The organism is Winogradskyella sp., assembly GCF_965656915.1.
Taxonomy (GTDB): domain Bacteria; phylum Bacteroidota; class Bacteroidia; order Flavobacteriales; family Flavobacteriaceae; genus Winogradskyella.
The window spans coordinates 1-15,224 of sequence record NZ_CBFHMI010000003.1; the positions used below are offsets into that span (position 1 = coordinate 1).

Sequence of the window (15,224 nt, forward strand, 5' to 3'; positions counted from 1 at the left end):
AACAATGTATAAAAGCCATTGAAACGGCTTTTATACTGGACCGTTAAGCGCAATATTTATAAACATATTAAATGAACAGATTTTCACTTTTTATTTTTACTGTTTTGCTAATTTCATGTGGAGTTCAGAAAAAAGCAGTGACTCCTGAAATGGCGACAAAATTCTCGCCTAAAATAAATGAAATCAATAATGCGGAGATTGGTATTACTCTTGTAACGAAAGAAAAAGGACGGTTTAATGATGCAATTGAAATAACAAAAGAATTTAAAACAAAAGTAGGTTACGATTTAAAGACTATTGCAGCTGGAACGGTATTTATTAATTATCACTATACCAATAAATACAATTTATATAGTAATCCTAATTTTAGAACATTCGGTATAGCAATTCCAAGAAATGGAGATAACACTATAATTTACAATACCAATAGCGACCCTAATGGAATTTATACTTCTAGAATGGGAAGTAATAACGTAGTCTTTATACCACTTAAAGAAAAAATTGAATTTAAAAAAATACTATTTCCAGATAAGCAAAAAGATTACTTTAAACAAGAATTTATTTATAATGGTCGTGTTAGCGACGCTATTAAATTCACTTATCGAGAATATGCAGATAACTATGCCAGACCTGCCTTTACGCAAGATTTACAGTATGACTTATCTGAGAGTGAGATTATTGGATTTCGTGGATTAAGAATTGAAGTTATTGATGCAACTAATACCAAAATTGAATATAAAGTGTTAAATCACTTTGATTAAAAACATGCAGCGCAACAGTCTGTGTAAATACATTCAAGCATAACCTGTTAAACCCCAACCCTAAAAAGAATATCTAAAATATGAAAGCAAAATTTTTAGTAAATGCCATAATTATAGGTTTTCTATTAAAGATGGCATTCAACTTATCTATGGAATTACTTTTAAGTGATTTAAAAATAGATATTATTACCTATGGTTTAATTGGTGGAGCTATAAACTTATTTTTATTTGTGTCGGTTGCTGGCTTACTCATTAAAATTTTTAGATATCACAACAAAAAGGATTTTCTAAACTCGTGATTAACCCACAATCTTCCCATCGACCATAGTCAGTTTACGGTCTGCCATATTAGCGAGTTCTTGGTTATGCGTCACAATCACGAAGGTTTGTTTAAACTCGTCGCGTAGCTTAAAAAAGAGTTGGTGTAGTTGCTCAGCAGATTCGCTGTCTAAGTTACCAGAAGGTTCGTCTGCAAAAATAATATTGGGTTGGTTAATCAACGCTCTAGCTACTGCGACACGCTGTTGCTCACCACCAGATAAGCTATTAGGCTTGTGGTGTAAACGGTCTTTTAGTCCTAAATAGTCTAAGAGTTCTGTAGCACGTTTTTCGGCTTCTGCTTTAGGAGTGTTATTTATAAATGCTGGTATGCATACATTCTCTAAAGCAGAGAATTCTGGTAATAACTGGTGAAACTGAAAAATAAAACCAATGTTTTTGTTTCTAAACTTAGCCAAAGCTTTGTCGCCTAGTATTTTTATATTTTGGCTGTTTATGGTTAGTTCGGTGTCTTCGGTATAGTCTGGCTTATCTAGCGTACCCAAGATTTGTAATAAGGTGGTTTTACCTGCACCAGAAGCACCAACAATGGATATGATTTCGCTTTCGGCAATGGTAATATTAACGCCTTTTAAGACGTGTAAATCGCCATAGGCTTTCTTAATCTGCTTTGCTAAAATTACAGGTGCACTCATACAGCGTGAAAGTAATACTTAATGTAGAATAACGCAATATTAAGATGGTCTTTTGTTTTTTCCAAACACGGATTTGATGCCGTTAAAATCAATGAAGTATTGCAGACGTAATGAAAAGGTGTGTTGCACAGGTTGTTCAAACAGAAGATTCAGACTTTCATTAAAATTATCGTCGATGTTCTCATCATTACTAAACAACTGGTTTCGGTATAAGAAGGTTAAGAAGCTGCCTTGTACAAACTGCCATGAGTAGCTTAAATCAATATTCCAGGTACTAAAATTAATGTTAGGGTTATCATTCACATTATTAATGGTATACCCAGAATCTGTGGTTAAACGGCCGTTATCTAATAAGGTAAAAAGATTAGTGTCATAATCTACCGTATCCCAATAATGTCTAAAGCTCAGCGAAATAGAGTGGAAGGGATCGAAATTATAGTTCACTCTCAGCGTATTGGTTATACGTTGTCTGTTACGCTCACCGAAAATAGGTTCGTCATTTTCGCGTGTGGCATAGCCTCTGTCACCATTTCTAAAATCGAAATTAAGCCCATAGGTAATCAATAATTTGTCACTAAGTCTAAGTCGTGGTTCAATTTCAAAATCATATCTAAACAAATCTCTACCATCTTCAAAAAGTGTCCCGATATTGGCTCTTACGTCTATCGCAAAAACACGGTTATAGTTGGTAGACACCCAACCACCAGTGCTGACAAAGTTTTCAAAAATAAATGGTCTTCCATCTCGAGATTCGAAAAAATCGTATTGTTTCCCAGGATCTACATTCAATCTAAATCCATAGGAATCTAACTTTATGGACGTTGCACGAAAGCCTCCTCCAAAATTCATTCTGGAAAATGTATTAGGATCGACTAAGCGTCTGTAATTGAAAAACGTATTAATTCTATAGCTATTTAAGCGACCTGAAGGCTCAAACGTTTCGTAAGACGCATCTGCACCAAAATCGTTTTGGTTATTTCTAAAATTAAGCCCTATATCGTTAATGTTGTATTTGGTATCTGCAAATCGATGATCGAAACTATATCTTAAATTACCATGAATTTTACCAACTCTAAGAAAGCTACTAAAACCTGTTTCCAAGTCTGCATCCTGATAATTAACATTACTCATTCTGAGTTCGGAATCAATTCTGTAGGTATTTCTTTTGTTAACCAGATTGGCCACTAAGGCTGTGGTATTCGCATCTCTAAATTCGCCAACTCTAGTCACATTAGTATTGATAAGACTAATGGCAGAGTTTCCGTTAAACTGCTGATCGACCACTAAGATGTTATAATTGGTAAATGGCTCCACAACTTCGCGACGACTTTCACCTGTTTCTGTATTTCTTATGGTGGCTTCGGTTTTCTCCGTAATGGCGTTAAAAAAACCGATACCAAGTCCTTTTTTGGTTCTACCAGATACTTTTACAGCATTAAGTACTTTAACATTATCAGGTACGTCGGCGACTTCATTTTCATCAAGGTCTAACTGACCTGTTGGTCCATTACCAATTCGTCTGGAAAAGAACAGACCACCTTTAGAAAATAAATCCAAACCTTCTGTAAAAAACTGACGTTGTTCCCTAAAGGTTTGCTCAAAAGGGCCTAAGTTTAAAACGACATTATCAAAACCTGCCTGACTAAAGTCTGGTACAAGCGTAGCATCCAAGGTAAAGTTATCTGTAATACCATATTTTACGTCCATACCAAAGGTAAGATCGGTTTGCGTATCTCCATCAAAACTATTTAGAATGCCTGTTGAAAATGGATATAGGTTAAGACGTACAGGTGGTTTTATTTTTTTGAGTCCTTTTAATTGACCATGATATAAACCTTCGTTTCCTTGTGTAGGATCGATTGGATTCCACGTATATCTCGCTCTGGTTCGTCTAAATTCTCTATGAAACTGAACTCCCCAGGTTGGTTCATCCTGTTCTGCAAAACGTAAGGTTCTGTAGGGTATTTTCATTTCAACAACCCAACCATCGTCCATCATTTTTACGGAACTGAACCAAACGGCATTCCAGTTAAAATCATCTCCAACACTTGGATTAACTATAGCATCTGCCTGTTGTCCAGAACTAAACACAAAAAATGCGGTATCGTTTTGAGAGTCATTAAGCGGATTTAAAACCAATAAGAAAAAATCGGATTGTCCGAAATTATCTCTATCGGTGAGTTGAGACATTATTTTTGAAGGATCATCGTATAAATAAGCGGCTACATAGATTGCTTCGTCGTCATAGGTCATTTTTACTTCAGTACGCTCTTCTGAAGGCATTGTTTGACCAATTGTAGGTCTAAATGATACAAAGCCAGTAGCGACCTCCGCATTTTCCCAAACGTCATCATCTAAAACACCATCAATTTTTGGTGCTTTTTCAGCACGAACAATATTCAATTGCTTTTTATCCTTAAGTAATATCTCATTATCTTGGGCAAAAACAACTGTAGTTGCTACTAATAAAATTAAGAGTAAAGTAGCACGTACAATACCATAGTACGGCGTAAAATTGAGATTTTTATCGAAATTAAAGTAGTTCAGGCGTAGTTGGTTTTTTGCGACACAAAACTACATTCTCTTATTTATCTAAGCTCATAATTAAAAGTTAAAAAGACTTAAGGAATGTTAAGTGAAATTATGCTGCTTTGGCAGTGTTAGAATTTGGAATACTTATTGTGTTAAACAGATATAGAAATACTTAAACAATTTAATGAAGAAATATCAAAAATTACTACTCGGCATTTTATTTGATGCCCTTGGTTTTGTGTCGTTTATTGTACCAGGAATAGGGGAGTTTTCAGATGTCATCTGGGCACCGATTTCGGCATGGTAAATGACAAAGCTCTATAAAGGTAAAACTGGCAAAATTGCCGCAGTTGTGGCGTTTGTGGAAGAAGCCTTGCCTGTTGCAGATGTGGTACCAACTTTTACGCTAATGTGGGTGTATACCTATTGGATTAAAAAAGAAACGCCTGATTTAAAATCATAATAATTTTCTGATAATTATAAAAATAAAGACCATTACTGAGTAGCTAATAAAGAAAGGGATGATAAATTCTTTTAAACCTACAACCAGCATAACAGCAATTATAAGTAACTGAAAACCCAAACCAAAAGTTGATAATGCGGTCATGAGCCACTTAGGTAATATTTTACCTTTGGGAGCCGATTGGTCTAAAAAATAGATGGTCTTATCAAAACTACCATAAAACAGTTTGTATAGTCTGAATAAAGTATTCACGTTTTTCTGTTTTTCACCTTTTAAGGCAATAGGAGTGGAGTCCTCAAATATTCTGCTCGTTGTATCTCCATTAAAGCGATTTCTTAGAATAACATAGTAGTAATTATACAGTGTGCCTTGTAATTGAATACCTAAAAATGCTAAAATCGTATACCAGATATTAGCATCAGTGATTTGCCAAAGTGCTAAAAATATGATAGCATTAAGAATAATATCTGCAACAGAATCTAAATAGCGTCCTGTATAGGATGGTGTTTGTTTGATACGTGCCAATTCTCCATCAGCAGCATCTAGAATTGATTTGAAAATAAGAAAAAATGCTGCTAGCCAATAATAACCATATATGATGCAGACTACGGCAAACAGGCCAGAAATAATGAAGCCAATCGTGACGTGGATTGGTGTAAAACGCGTGTCTTTTAATGCTGTAGAAATAATTCTTGCGGCTGGTCTTCCGTAATCTGAAAGATCAATAAATTTATTCGCTTTTGGTAATTTTGACATTTAATTTTGTCATTATAAAAGTCTTGAGGAAAATACCCTAATATTCAAATTCAGTTTTGTGTAATGTAATGTAAGCAATTGTTAAATCGACAATATTTTCTTTAGAATTTACCAGATCTAGTTCTAAGTTAGACCAGGCTTCTAAATCTTCTAGTTGTAATTTTTCCATCAATTGCCTGCGCAAAATAATATCTTTTGGCACTGGTAATTCTGTAAATCGTCTGAGTGCTTTATCTACGATGTCAGCTGTTTCAGAAGCATTTATAGCCATGTATGCTTGTAAAACTTCGTGAGCAAATGCACCAGACGTATTATAGAAAAACCCATACAGGCCTTCATTATTAATTTCACTTTCAAAAATATCTATAAAGACAAAATTACGTTCAGCTTCAGATAAATTTTGAAATGTTTGATTTGCGTTTGCCTTATTCCAAACAACAGTACCAACTAATTCTATAATATCAGTAGGCTTGGTTTGATCTAAAGCAAAATCAATTTCAGTCATTATTTTTGAACTCAATTTGAAGCTGCAAATATAAGCTAATTTTTCAGTGCGGTTTCTTCAAATAATTTAAATAATAAACACAAAAAAGCACTCAAACGAGTGCTTTTTTATTCTATTTAGTAAAAACTTAGTTGACGTTATACAGAAACGTAGCCTCTACATCTGTTTCTCCACCTGCATCTGCAGCTGTACCATTATTTGGTTTTGTTGGTTCGTGTCTTAGCACTATAGTCATTGTATTATTGTCTGCAGCCACACCAGAATTTAACGAGACACTAACACCAATTGGGTTACTATCTGCGTCCATATCTTCATATAATATGGTGCTACCAGCTGTACCCGTAAAGCTGTAAAACACCTGATGCTCATCGCCTTCTTCTAATACTTCCGTTGTGATATCTTCTGCAGGTGTCTCTAATTCATTTAAAAATTCTACAGTACCTGAGTATTGTGTATTTGCCATAAGATCACCTGTTAAAATAACCGGAGCGTCTGGTCCATCACCATCAGCATCTCTGGATTGAAAAACTACTGAAGTACCACCTCCTTGTGGAGATAAAGTCAGCGTAACTGTTGTAATCACTTCTTCTTCATTTACCGGATCTGGATCATCATCGTCACTACAAGATGCGAAAAGGCCTAATGATAAAAATAATAGTAATAGGTATTTAAAAGTTTTCATATGTATAATTTTAATTGTGTTTTGTTAATAATTTAATTGTAATTGTAAAGTAATATTTCTTCCTAAGTCATCAGCAAAATAACGTAGTCGGTTTAAGTAAGCTCTGTAGCTTGTATTGAAAATATTGTTTACACTTAACCCAATATTTAAATTGGTGTTTTCACAAAGATTGAAGGTGGCTTCGCTGTAAAAATGTAACAAATGAAATGCTGGTGGAGGTGTACTAATATCTACCAAAACCATTTCATCTGTAGTTGCGATAAAGGTTTCAAAATTAAAATCAGGATAATTGTTTTGTTCAAAAACCCACTCTGATTTTAAACTGGCCGAAAAACTATTCCAGTTCTCATTGCTATAGGTTATTGTGTTTATGGTATTAAATGCAGGAATATCGATTAGATCAATATTCTCATTAATATCATCTCCTTTGGTATATGATGATTTATTAGACCATTGTACCTGATCTGTAATCGTGTAATTAGCAGAAAGATCGACACCATAAAGTGCAGCATCGGTTTTTTCAAACTCCCATACAGGAAAGGCACCTCTAATAGTTTGCTCAATACCTGTAGGTCTTAGATACATAAAATCATTGATTCTGTTGTAGAACACTTCCAACAGTACATTGAAACTGTCTTTGCTAAGTTTATAGCTTGCAGAAAACCGATTTGAAATTTCTTGTCCTAATCTTAAATCACCTAACTCTATTCTTGCAGCGGAGTGGTGTAAGCCATCGCTAAATAACTCCGATGGATTCGGTGGTCTACTAGATAGACTGTAATTGGCAATAATGCTATTTTCTGTATTTATTTCATAAGAAATACCAGCTGCTGCCGATAGGTTATGATAATCGAATACAGGGTTTGTGAGTAATTGCGTTCCTAAGTCATCAATAACTAAATCTGCAAAGTCCTCATCATAGCTACGTTCTTCCCAACGACTTGTTTGATAGAATTTTTTAGCATCAATTCTATTAAAATCATATCTCAGACCTGCATCGATAGTGGTATTATCATTTAATTCCCATTCTGAAGTCACATAAGTTCCTAAATCATATTTATCATAATCTGGAATTAATCGTCTTACACCAGTATCTGGATTGGCAAAGTTATTTTGATACCTTCCTAAAATCCCAAAATTAATTTTTCGTTTTAAATTAGCATCTAACTGAACATCTGCCATTAACGTATGCGTTTGAAGGTTTAGATCTAAAGCGGCTTTGTCTCTATCATCTCCAACTCGTATATCGTACTCAAAACGTTGGTTATTTTGGTAGTCGTATTGTAAATTTAATTTACCGAAATTCTTAAAACGTTTATAATACAGCGCTTTCACCAAGTGATGTGTCACCTCTTGTTTTGGTGAGTTGATATCATAGCTAAAATCTTCAATAACCAGAGGTTCCTGAGAATTTATCGCTGTTACCAAATCTGCAATATTACCAATATGTGATGCTCTCAAAATTCCTATTTCATTAAAGAGATAATTGTAATAAACTTCAAAACCACTCTCAAACGTTTTTTTACCAGCTTGTAGCGTCACACTATTAGATTTAAAACCTGTATTGGTAAGCACATAGTCTGGTGTTTCAAAATCGCCATTCTGTTTTATAGAGCCTTGAATACTGGCAAACCATCCTGAAGTGAACGATTTGTTCAGAGATGTACTTACATTATAGCCACGTCCATTCGTTTGTCCACCAAATACGGTTTTACCGAAGAGCGAGTCTATGAGGTACGTTTTCGCTGGTTTAATAACCACAACACCACCAACGGCATCACCTCCATAAGCTAAGGCGCCAGATCCTTTTATTACAGAAATCTGATTAGCACTATTGATATCTACATTTGGTGCATGCTCAATTCCCCATTCCTGATCCTGAAGTCTAACATTATTATTTAAAATAAGCAATCGGCTACTGTGCATACCGTTAATCATAGGTTTGACAATGGCATTTCCTGTATTAATAGAAGATACACCAGGTACTTCTTTTAAAGCATCTCCCAGACTCTGATTACTATATTTTCTTATAACATTAGACTTTATAACCGTTTCTTGTGCTGTTGTTGTTTCTTTTTTGGCTAAAGTCGTTTTAACCGAAACTTCATTGAGTTCTTCTATATGATGTTCTAACTCAATAGTTTTAAAAGCATCTCCATCAATAGTAAATGTCACTGTTTTGGTTTCGCAACCAATGTGAGATATCACCAATGTGATGTCACCTTTGCAAAGATTTTCTATTTTAAATTTGCCATTCTCATCAGAGGCTTTGTACTTATCAAGATTTTTGATGTATACAGTTGCTCCAGCAATAGGCGTATTGTCGTGGAAATCTCTAATTTCTCCAAGAAATACAGCATCACACTGTTGGGAATATCCAAAAAAAGGTAATATAAAAAGTACTATATAAGCACAATATTTCATCTTAAATGAATGATGTAATTAATTGATTGTAAATATGTTATTTAAATCAATGTTAAGTGTAAAATTAAATCGTAATTAATTACACTAAAGCCGGTGGACCTCTTAAATAACATGTATCTTGCTGATGCGTTCGTAGAAATAAATAATAAGACAGAAGTGTCTTATTATTGAATATTTTAGAAATTTTGTTTTCTGGATTAAGATCCAGGTAGTAAGTATTGGTAAGTTTAAAATTGTAAAACTCACAGTCCAGATCAGCTTCATGAAAGTGCGTTGTACTATTCTCATCATTTTCACAAACCTCATGTTTATGATGGGTGAAAACATGATTTAACTTAATAGCAGAGGGTAACAGTATTGCTAGAGTTAAAACAAGAGCGAATAATCTAAAAGTTGTTGCTATTACTGTTTTTAAGTTCAATCTAAAAAGCGTTTAAAACCAAATCGTTTTAGCATTTTCTTTTCAAATTCCCAGAAAAATTTAAACTGACCAAAGAGCCAACCAAATGTTACTAATAGTATTTGATAGAAAATCAATCCAATGATAATGAATAAAATCCAGTATAGAATAGGGTTTAAGTTTTCTTTAGTAATTCCAAGAAGTTTTATTATCGGTCTGCCAACAAATAAAGAAGATGAACCTGTAACCGCAAATACAATAAAGACTCGGATCATTTCCCATTTGTAATCAAGAATCCATTTTTTTTCTAATTTTTTAAACAAGAAAAGTGTAAATTTCAATATCAGATAATATCCTATTAAAGCACCAATGATTACAAAAGCCAAACCATAATCACTCAACAAGGCTTTTGAAATTTTAAATGAAGAATATCCTAGAATTACAATACCTAAAAAGGGAAATATCAACTGCCAATTGTGTTGAATTTCCCAATGTTTTTTAAATTTTTCCATAGCACTAAAAGTGCTGCAAATTTACGCTAAATTCTAGGAACAAACGAAGTGAGTCGCTGCTTATATTTTAATTGAAAATAGATAAAATAATTAAAGAGTTTATAATTGACTTCGTAGCCATAATCTGTACGCGTATCATAGTCTATACGTAGTTCGTATAAATTTGGATCATACACTTGTGGTTGAAGATTTCTTTGATTCCATGCCTGTACAAACAAAGCATTTCTGGTTTCTAAAAACTGTTGAGAATGAAAACCTCTTGGTCTGGCTGTACCTACTAGCCATTGATTAAAACCAGGTTCTATAATAATAATTTCATAATCTGTTTCATCACTGCTAATAGAAACGGTATCATTTTGCACTAAATTGGTATCAGCATTGTTAATGGTTTGATTAGAGTTGTAAGATTTGCAACTAGCAATTAATGCAAGGATAATAATAAAGGGTACAAGCTTTTTCATAATACATAAAGATATTAAAATTTTGTGAGTGTAATTCTTCAATAGTTTGATTTAACACTACAAATAAAGCTTAATAATGTCTATTCTAAAACCACTAATTCGTGAAGTGTTATGTCCAATGAGTAAACTTAGCCTTTCGTGAAGTTTTCTAAAAACTGAACATAAAAAAAGCAGCTCAATCTGAGCTGCTTTTACTGTATATTTATATCGACTTATTTACCAAATAATCCGCCTAATAGACCACCTAGTCCACCTTTTTTCTTAGCGCCACCTAGAACCATTCCTGCAACATCATCAACAACGCTACCATCGCCATCTGCATCTAATATCTTTTCTAAGAAACTTTGTTCTTGTTGAGTGTCATTACCGCCAAGTAAACCTCCTAAAAGTCCACCTAAGTCATTCTGAGAAGATACATTGTTTTGTTTTGCTTGTTTTCCTAAAACACCCATTAAAATTGGTGCAGCTACTTTTAAGATATTAGCCACGGAGCCAGAATCTAATCCAGCTTTCTGGCCAATAACCTGCTCAACGCCTTGTTTTTTTGACCAAGAATATGACCTAAAATCTTTTCGCCATCAGTTTTTACTTCCTCATCAACTCCACCTCCAAATAGACTTCCTAAGTTATCTAAGATGCTACCATCGTGTTTGTTGTTTAATGCTCCCATAAGACCTTGTGCGCCTTCTGCAGTACTAGCGTTACGTTCCATAGCTTTCATTAATACTGGTAAAGCCATAGTTAATACACTACTTGTTTTATTTTGATCTGTTCCAGTAGAACCAGAAACGCCACTAATGATTGTCTTTCCTAAATCACTGTTTAATAAGTCTAAAATTCCTGCCATTTTTTATAAAGTTTAAGTTAAAAATTGTGTTTTTAAGGTACAAAAAAAGTCCTAACATTAGTAGGACTCTTTTTTTTACTTTAAGTCACATTTATTTTCCTAATATATTGATTATCTGTTGCGCAAGCTCGGTGCCAATTCGGTCTTGTGCTTCATTAGTAGCTGCTCCAGTATGTGGAGTAAGCGACAAAGCAGGGTTCATTAATAATTGAACTTCTGGTTTTGGTTCTTTTTCAAAAACGTCTAACGCAGCTCTAGCGACTTTACCGCTTTCAATAGCTTTTACAAGAGCAATTTCATTAATAACTCCACCACGTGCTGCATTAGCTAAAATAACACCATCTTTCATCTGACTGAATTCCTTTTCATCTATAACATACTCCTTTTGCGCAGGCACATGTAGTGTTAAGAAGTCAGCTTGTTTTAAAACACCTTCTTTTGAAATTGTATTAATTTTAAATTTTACTTTCTGACCATCGAAAAATTCAAGTTCTAAATCTGCTTTTTCCATAAACGGATCATAGGCAACAACTTTCATTCCAGCTCCAATGGCTACTTTAGCGGTAGCTTGCCCAATGCGACCAAATCCTAATACACCAAGAGTTTTTCCTTTCAATTCAGTTCCTTTAGCATAGGCTTTTTTAAGAGCTTTAAAGTTAGCATCTCCTTCTAAAGGCATATCTCTGTTAGAGTTATGTAAAAATCGCGCAAGTCCATAGAAGTGTCCAAATACTAATTCAGCAACTGAATGCGATGAAGCTGCAGGTGTATTAATAACATGCAAGCCTTTACTACGAGCATAGTCAACATCGATATTATCCATACCAACACCACCACGACCAATGACCTTTAAGCTTGGACAGTTGTCAATTATATTTTTTCTTACAGTTGTTGCACTTCTCACAAGTAGGACATCAATCTCATTCTCATTGATGTAATTTTCTAATTGTTCTTGGGCAACTGTGGTTGTTATCACTTCATATCCTGCGGCTTCAAGAGCCTTAATTCCACTCTGTGAAACTCCATCGTTTGCTAATACTTTCATGTTTATATTTTTTGTCATTACAATGAAGTATGATGTTGTAATCTTTTTAAATAGATTCCTTATACTTTGTTCGGAATGACGATTCTTATTTATTTGTTACGCTTTACTTTCTAAATCACTCATTATTTCAACAAGTGCTTTTACGCTATCTAGTGATAGTGCGTTGTACATTGAAGCTCTATAACCTCCAACACTTCTATGACCATTTAATCCATTGATACCAGCTTCTTTCCACATAGCGTCAAATGATTCTTTAAGATTTTCGTTTTCTAAAGTAAACGTGGCATTCATACTTGAACGGTCTTCTTTTACGGCATAACCTTTGAATAATGGGTTCAAATCTATTTCAGAATAAATGAGTCTTGCTTTCTTATCATTCTCTTCTTCGATAGCTTGTATGCCACCCAAATCCTTTAACCACTGCATCGTTAGCATTGATACATAAACCGCAAAAACAGGTGGTGTATTAAACATGCTACCTTTACCAATATGTACTTTGTAATCCATCATTGATGGAATTTTACGTGACACCTTCCCTAAGATATCTTCTTTAACCACTACTAATGTAGTACCTGCAGGACCCATATTCTTTTGAGCCCCAGCATAGATCAAATCGAATTTTGAAAAGTCTAACTGACGTGAAAATATATCACTACTCATATCACACACCATTGGAATAGGTGAGTCTGGGAAATGCTTCATTTGTGTCCCAAAAATAGTGTTATTAGAGGTGCAGTGAAAATAATCGTAATCTTCAGGAATATCAAAACCTTTTGGAATGTAGTTGAAGCCCGCGCTTTTAGAAGAGGCAACTTCGTAAATATCATCATAAATTTTCGCCTCCTTTATTGCTTTATCAGACCAGGTTCCTGTATTTAAATAACCAGCTCTTTTCTCTAATAAGTTTAAAGCCACCATCAAGAATTGCGTGCTTGCCCCACCTTGTAAAAAAAGTGCTTTATAACCTTTACCTTCTAAACCTAATAATTCTAATGCCAATGACCTAGCATTCTCCATAACATCTACAAAAGGTTTGCTCCGATGTGATATTTCTAATAAGGATAAACCTTCGTCAAAGTTTAATACGGCTTCAGAGGCTTTTTGCATTACCGATTGAGGTAATATACAAGGACCTGCACTAAAATTATGTTTTTTCATGATCATATTTGATTTTTTACATCTACAAAGGTGCTAATTTATTGGGTATAAAACATTAAGAAATTAATAATTTTTAGACGATGTTTTTAACAAGAATTCAACAGTATCTACATTATCTGCGTAATCCCATAGTTGCGGATTTTGTGTGCTACCAAAATCCACTTCGTTCAGTTTAAAACAATCATTTACAATACATTGTATGTTTTCTTTTTCTGCAGCGAGCTTAGCTTTTAAACCATCAATATCTTTATAGTGCTCATAAAAAACAGTTGCAATAGGTGAGGCGTAACTTACATCTTCTTTTAGCATTAAAAAGCCATTGTCAAGCATATCGAATTCACTCATTAAGTAAACCGCTTTATTGTAGTCGTAATTATTAGCATACTTCGCTTCGTGTATAATTGGATGCCATTTGTAAACGGCATTAAAAAATGCATCAAAATTATAGCCTTCTGGGACGAATAATTTGGATACGTTTCTACAGCCAAGTCCATAATATCTAAAAATATCCTCAGAAAGTGCTTTTAGCTGCTCTTTTGTTTCATTTCCAGTGAGCACTGCCACAGAATTTCTGTTTTTTCTAATGATAGATGGCTTGTCTTTAAAGTAATATTCAAAATAACGTGCTGTATTGTTGCTACCTGTAGCGATGACCGCATCAAAGTTTTCTAGTTTACCTTCTGTAAATGTTATCCTACCTTTTAGTTGCGGCTCTACATGTTCTAAATATTTCGCTAAAATGGGAAGTAAGTGTTTGTCATTGGAAGACTGTTTTACTAATACATGGTGTCCTGTTATAAGTACTGATAAAAAATCATGAAAGCCTACTAAAGGAATATTTCCTGCCATGATTATGGCTATTTTTTTTGGTTCTTTTGTATTAAAGTTATACTTATCTATCCACGTATTAATATTGTTAATAGTCAAAGCATTAGACCAATTATTTAAGGCAAATGAAATATTTTCATTAGTGAACCAACCGTTATTTTCATTAGCAAGTTTTATTTGGTGCTTAAAGGCGTCGAAAAACAAATCATTATGAGAAATATCAGTTTTTTTTTGTGCTGAGATCGTTGCAAATTGACTCATAAATTTGCCTAATTCTACAAATGCTGCACTTATGTAATTTATGTTATTCATTATAATTTGTATAACAGCCTTTTTGGTTTTATTTTTGTAACTGCAAAATTAAGCAAAGGAAATGAGCAAGAAAAGGCTTGGTTTTGATAAATGAATAAAAATTTGCGAATTCAATCTGACAATAAAAGAAATTTTAGGATAACAGATTAAAAAGAAAAAAGAATAATACTATGGCAATTATAATCACAGACGAATGTATTAATTGTGGTGCTTGTGAGCCAGAATGTCCAAATACTGCTATATATGAAGGTGCCGATGATTGGCGCTATAAAGATGGTACAAGCCTTTTAGGTAAGGTCGTTTTACCGAATGGTAAGGAAGTTGATGCAGATGAACCACAAGAACCTATTAGCGATGAAGTCTATTACATTGCACCAGATAAATGTACAGAATGTATGGGCTTCCACGAAGAGCCACAGTGCGCTGCAGTTTGCCCTGTAGATTGTTGTGTGCCAGATGAAGATGTTGTAGAAACAGAAGAAGAACTCTTAGGAAAACAGAAGTTTATGCATCCTGAAGATTAAAAAGTTAATAACTATGGCTAATTAAATGATAATCCTGAGT

16 protein-coding genes and 2 pseudogenes are annotated in these 15,224 nt (G+C 34.0%); 4 read left to right on the plus strand and 14 right to left on the minus strand.

The window, feature by feature from the left end; genetic code table 11:
• The first annotated feature begins 71 nt into the window (after positions 1 to 71).
• Entirely contained in the window at positions 72 to 761 is a 690-nt protein-coding gene (locus tag ACTG3Y_RS01725) for a hypothetical protein (RefSeq protein ID WP_439151200.1), read from the plus strand.
• 80 nt (positions 762 to 841) lie between these two features.
• Positions 842 to 1,060 (plus strand): hypothetical protein, encoded by a 219-nt coding sequence (locus ACTG3Y_RS01730; RefSeq protein ID WP_439151201.1) that lies wholly within the window; start codon positions 842 to 844, stop codon positions 1,058 to 1,060.
• On the opposite strand, the gene ACTG3Y_RS01735 is transcribed toward ACTG3Y_RS01730, so the two are convergent.
• The gene (locus ACTG3Y_RS01735) at positions 1,061 to 1,735 is read right to left on the minus strand and encodes an ABC transporter ATP-binding protein (protein ID WP_439151202.1); all 675 of its coding nucleotides are present in this window, start codon (positions 1,733 to 1,735) and stop codon (positions 1,061 to 1,063) included.
• A 39-nt stretch (positions 1,736 to 1,774) separates the two neighbouring features.
• Positions 1,775 to 4,138, minus strand: coding sequence for a DUF5916 domain-containing protein (locus tag ACTG3Y_RS01740; RefSeq protein WP_439151203.1), 2,364 nt, complete (start codon positions 4,136 to 4,138; stop codon positions 1,775 to 1,777).
• 313 nt (positions 4,139 to 4,451) lie between these two features.
• Between ACTG3Y_RS01740 and ACTG3Y_RS01745 the strand changes: the two are divergent.
• Positions 4,452 to 4,730 (plus strand): annotated as a pseudogene (locus tag ACTG3Y_RS01745) (hypothetical protein).
• On the opposite strand, the gene ACTG3Y_RS01750 reads toward ACTG3Y_RS01745, so the two are convergent.
• From ACTG3Y_RS01750 to ACTG3Y_RS01805, 12 genes and pseudogenes are all read right to left on the minus strand, one after another.
• On the minus strand, positions 4,725 to 5,486 hold the full coding sequence (locus tag ACTG3Y_RS01750) for a CDP-alcohol phosphatidyltransferase family protein (protein ID WP_439151204.1): 762 nt from the start codon (positions 5,484 to 5,486) through the stop codon (positions 4,725 to 4,727). The pseudogene ACTG3Y_RS01745 and the gene ACTG3Y_RS01750 sit on opposite strands and share 6 nt — an antisense overlap.
• A 37-nt stretch (positions 5,487 to 5,523) precedes the next feature.
• On the minus strand, positions 5,524 to 5,991 hold the full coding sequence (locus tag ACTG3Y_RS01755; protein ID WP_439151205.1) for a DMP19 family protein: 468 nt from the start codon (positions 5,989 to 5,991) through the stop codon (positions 5,524 to 5,526).
• A 127-nt stretch (positions 5,992 to 6,118) separates the two neighbouring features.
• On the minus strand, positions 6,119 to 6,673 hold the full coding sequence (locus tag ACTG3Y_RS01760) for a type 1 periplasmic binding fold superfamily protein (RefSeq protein ID WP_439151206.1): 555 nt from the start codon (positions 6,671 to 6,673) through the stop codon (positions 6,119 to 6,121).
• A gap of 24 nt (positions 6,674 to 6,697) precedes the next feature.
• Positions 6,698 to 9,097, minus strand: coding sequence for a TonB-dependent receptor (locus tag ACTG3Y_RS01765; protein WP_439151207.1), 2,400 nt, complete (start codon positions 9,095 to 9,097; stop codon positions 6,698 to 6,700).
• Positions 9,098 to 9,176: 79 nt separating this feature from the next.
• On the minus strand, positions 9,177 to 9,518 hold the full coding sequence (locus ACTG3Y_RS01770) for a hypothetical protein (RefSeq protein WP_439151208.1): 342 nt from the start codon (positions 9,516 to 9,518) through the stop codon (positions 9,177 to 9,179).
• Entirely contained in the window at positions 9,515 to 10,009 is a 495-nt protein-coding gene (locus tag ACTG3Y_RS01775; RefSeq protein ID WP_439151209.1) for a DUF6787 family protein, read from the minus strand. Before ACTG3Y_RS01775 ends, ACTG3Y_RS01770 begins: the two co-directional genes overlap by 4 nt.
• 26 nt (positions 10,010 to 10,035) lie before the next feature.
• Positions 10,036 to 10,470, minus strand: a complete 435-nt coding sequence (locus ACTG3Y_RS01780) for a DUF6146 family protein (protein ID WP_439151210.1) — start codon at positions 10,468 to 10,470, stop codon at positions 10,036 to 10,038.
• A gap of 212 nt (positions 10,471 to 10,682) precedes the next feature.
• Positions 10,683 to 10,958: a hypothetical protein gene (locus tag ACTG3Y_RS01785; RefSeq protein WP_439151305.1), complete on the minus strand. Its 276-nt coding sequence runs from the start codon at positions 10,956 to 10,958 to the stop codon at positions 10,683 to 10,685.
• 3 nt (positions 10,959 to 10,961) lie between these two features.
• Positions 10,962 to 11,317, minus strand: a pseudogene (locus tag ACTG3Y_RS01790) (DUF937 domain-containing protein); the annotation flags it as partial.
• Positions 11,318 to 11,408: 91 nt separating this feature from the next.
• The gene (locus ACTG3Y_RS01795) at positions 11,409 to 12,362 is read right to left on the minus strand and encodes a D-2-hydroxyacid dehydrogenase (RefSeq protein ID WP_439151211.1); all 954 of its coding nucleotides are present in this window, start codon (positions 12,360 to 12,362) and stop codon (positions 11,409 to 11,411) included.
• A gap of 96 nt (positions 12,363 to 12,458) precedes the next feature.
• Positions 12,459 to 13,520: a 3-phosphoserine/phosphohydroxythreonine transaminase gene (gene serC / locus ACTG3Y_RS01800; protein ID WP_439151212.1), complete on the minus strand. Its 1,062-nt coding sequence runs from the start codon at positions 13,518 to 13,520 to the stop codon at positions 12,459 to 12,461.
• 63 nt (positions 13,521 to 13,583) lie between these two features.
• Complete coding sequence (locus ACTG3Y_RS01805) at positions 13,584 to 14,660, minus strand: acyl-CoA reductase (protein ID WP_439151213.1); 1,077 nt, start codon at positions 14,658 to 14,660, stop codon at positions 13,584 to 13,586.
• A 170-nt stretch (positions 14,661 to 14,830) separates the two neighbouring features.
• Here ACTG3Y_RS01805 and ACTG3Y_RS01810 point away from each other — a divergent pair, with 170 nt between their 5' ends.
• The gene (locus ACTG3Y_RS01810) at positions 14,831 to 15,184 is read left to right on the plus strand and encodes a 4Fe-4S dicluster domain-containing protein (protein WP_439151214.1); all 354 of its coding nucleotides are present in this window, start codon (positions 14,831 to 14,833) and stop codon (positions 15,182 to 15,184) included.
• The last annotated feature ends 40 nt before the right edge of the window (positions 15,185 to 15,224 follow it).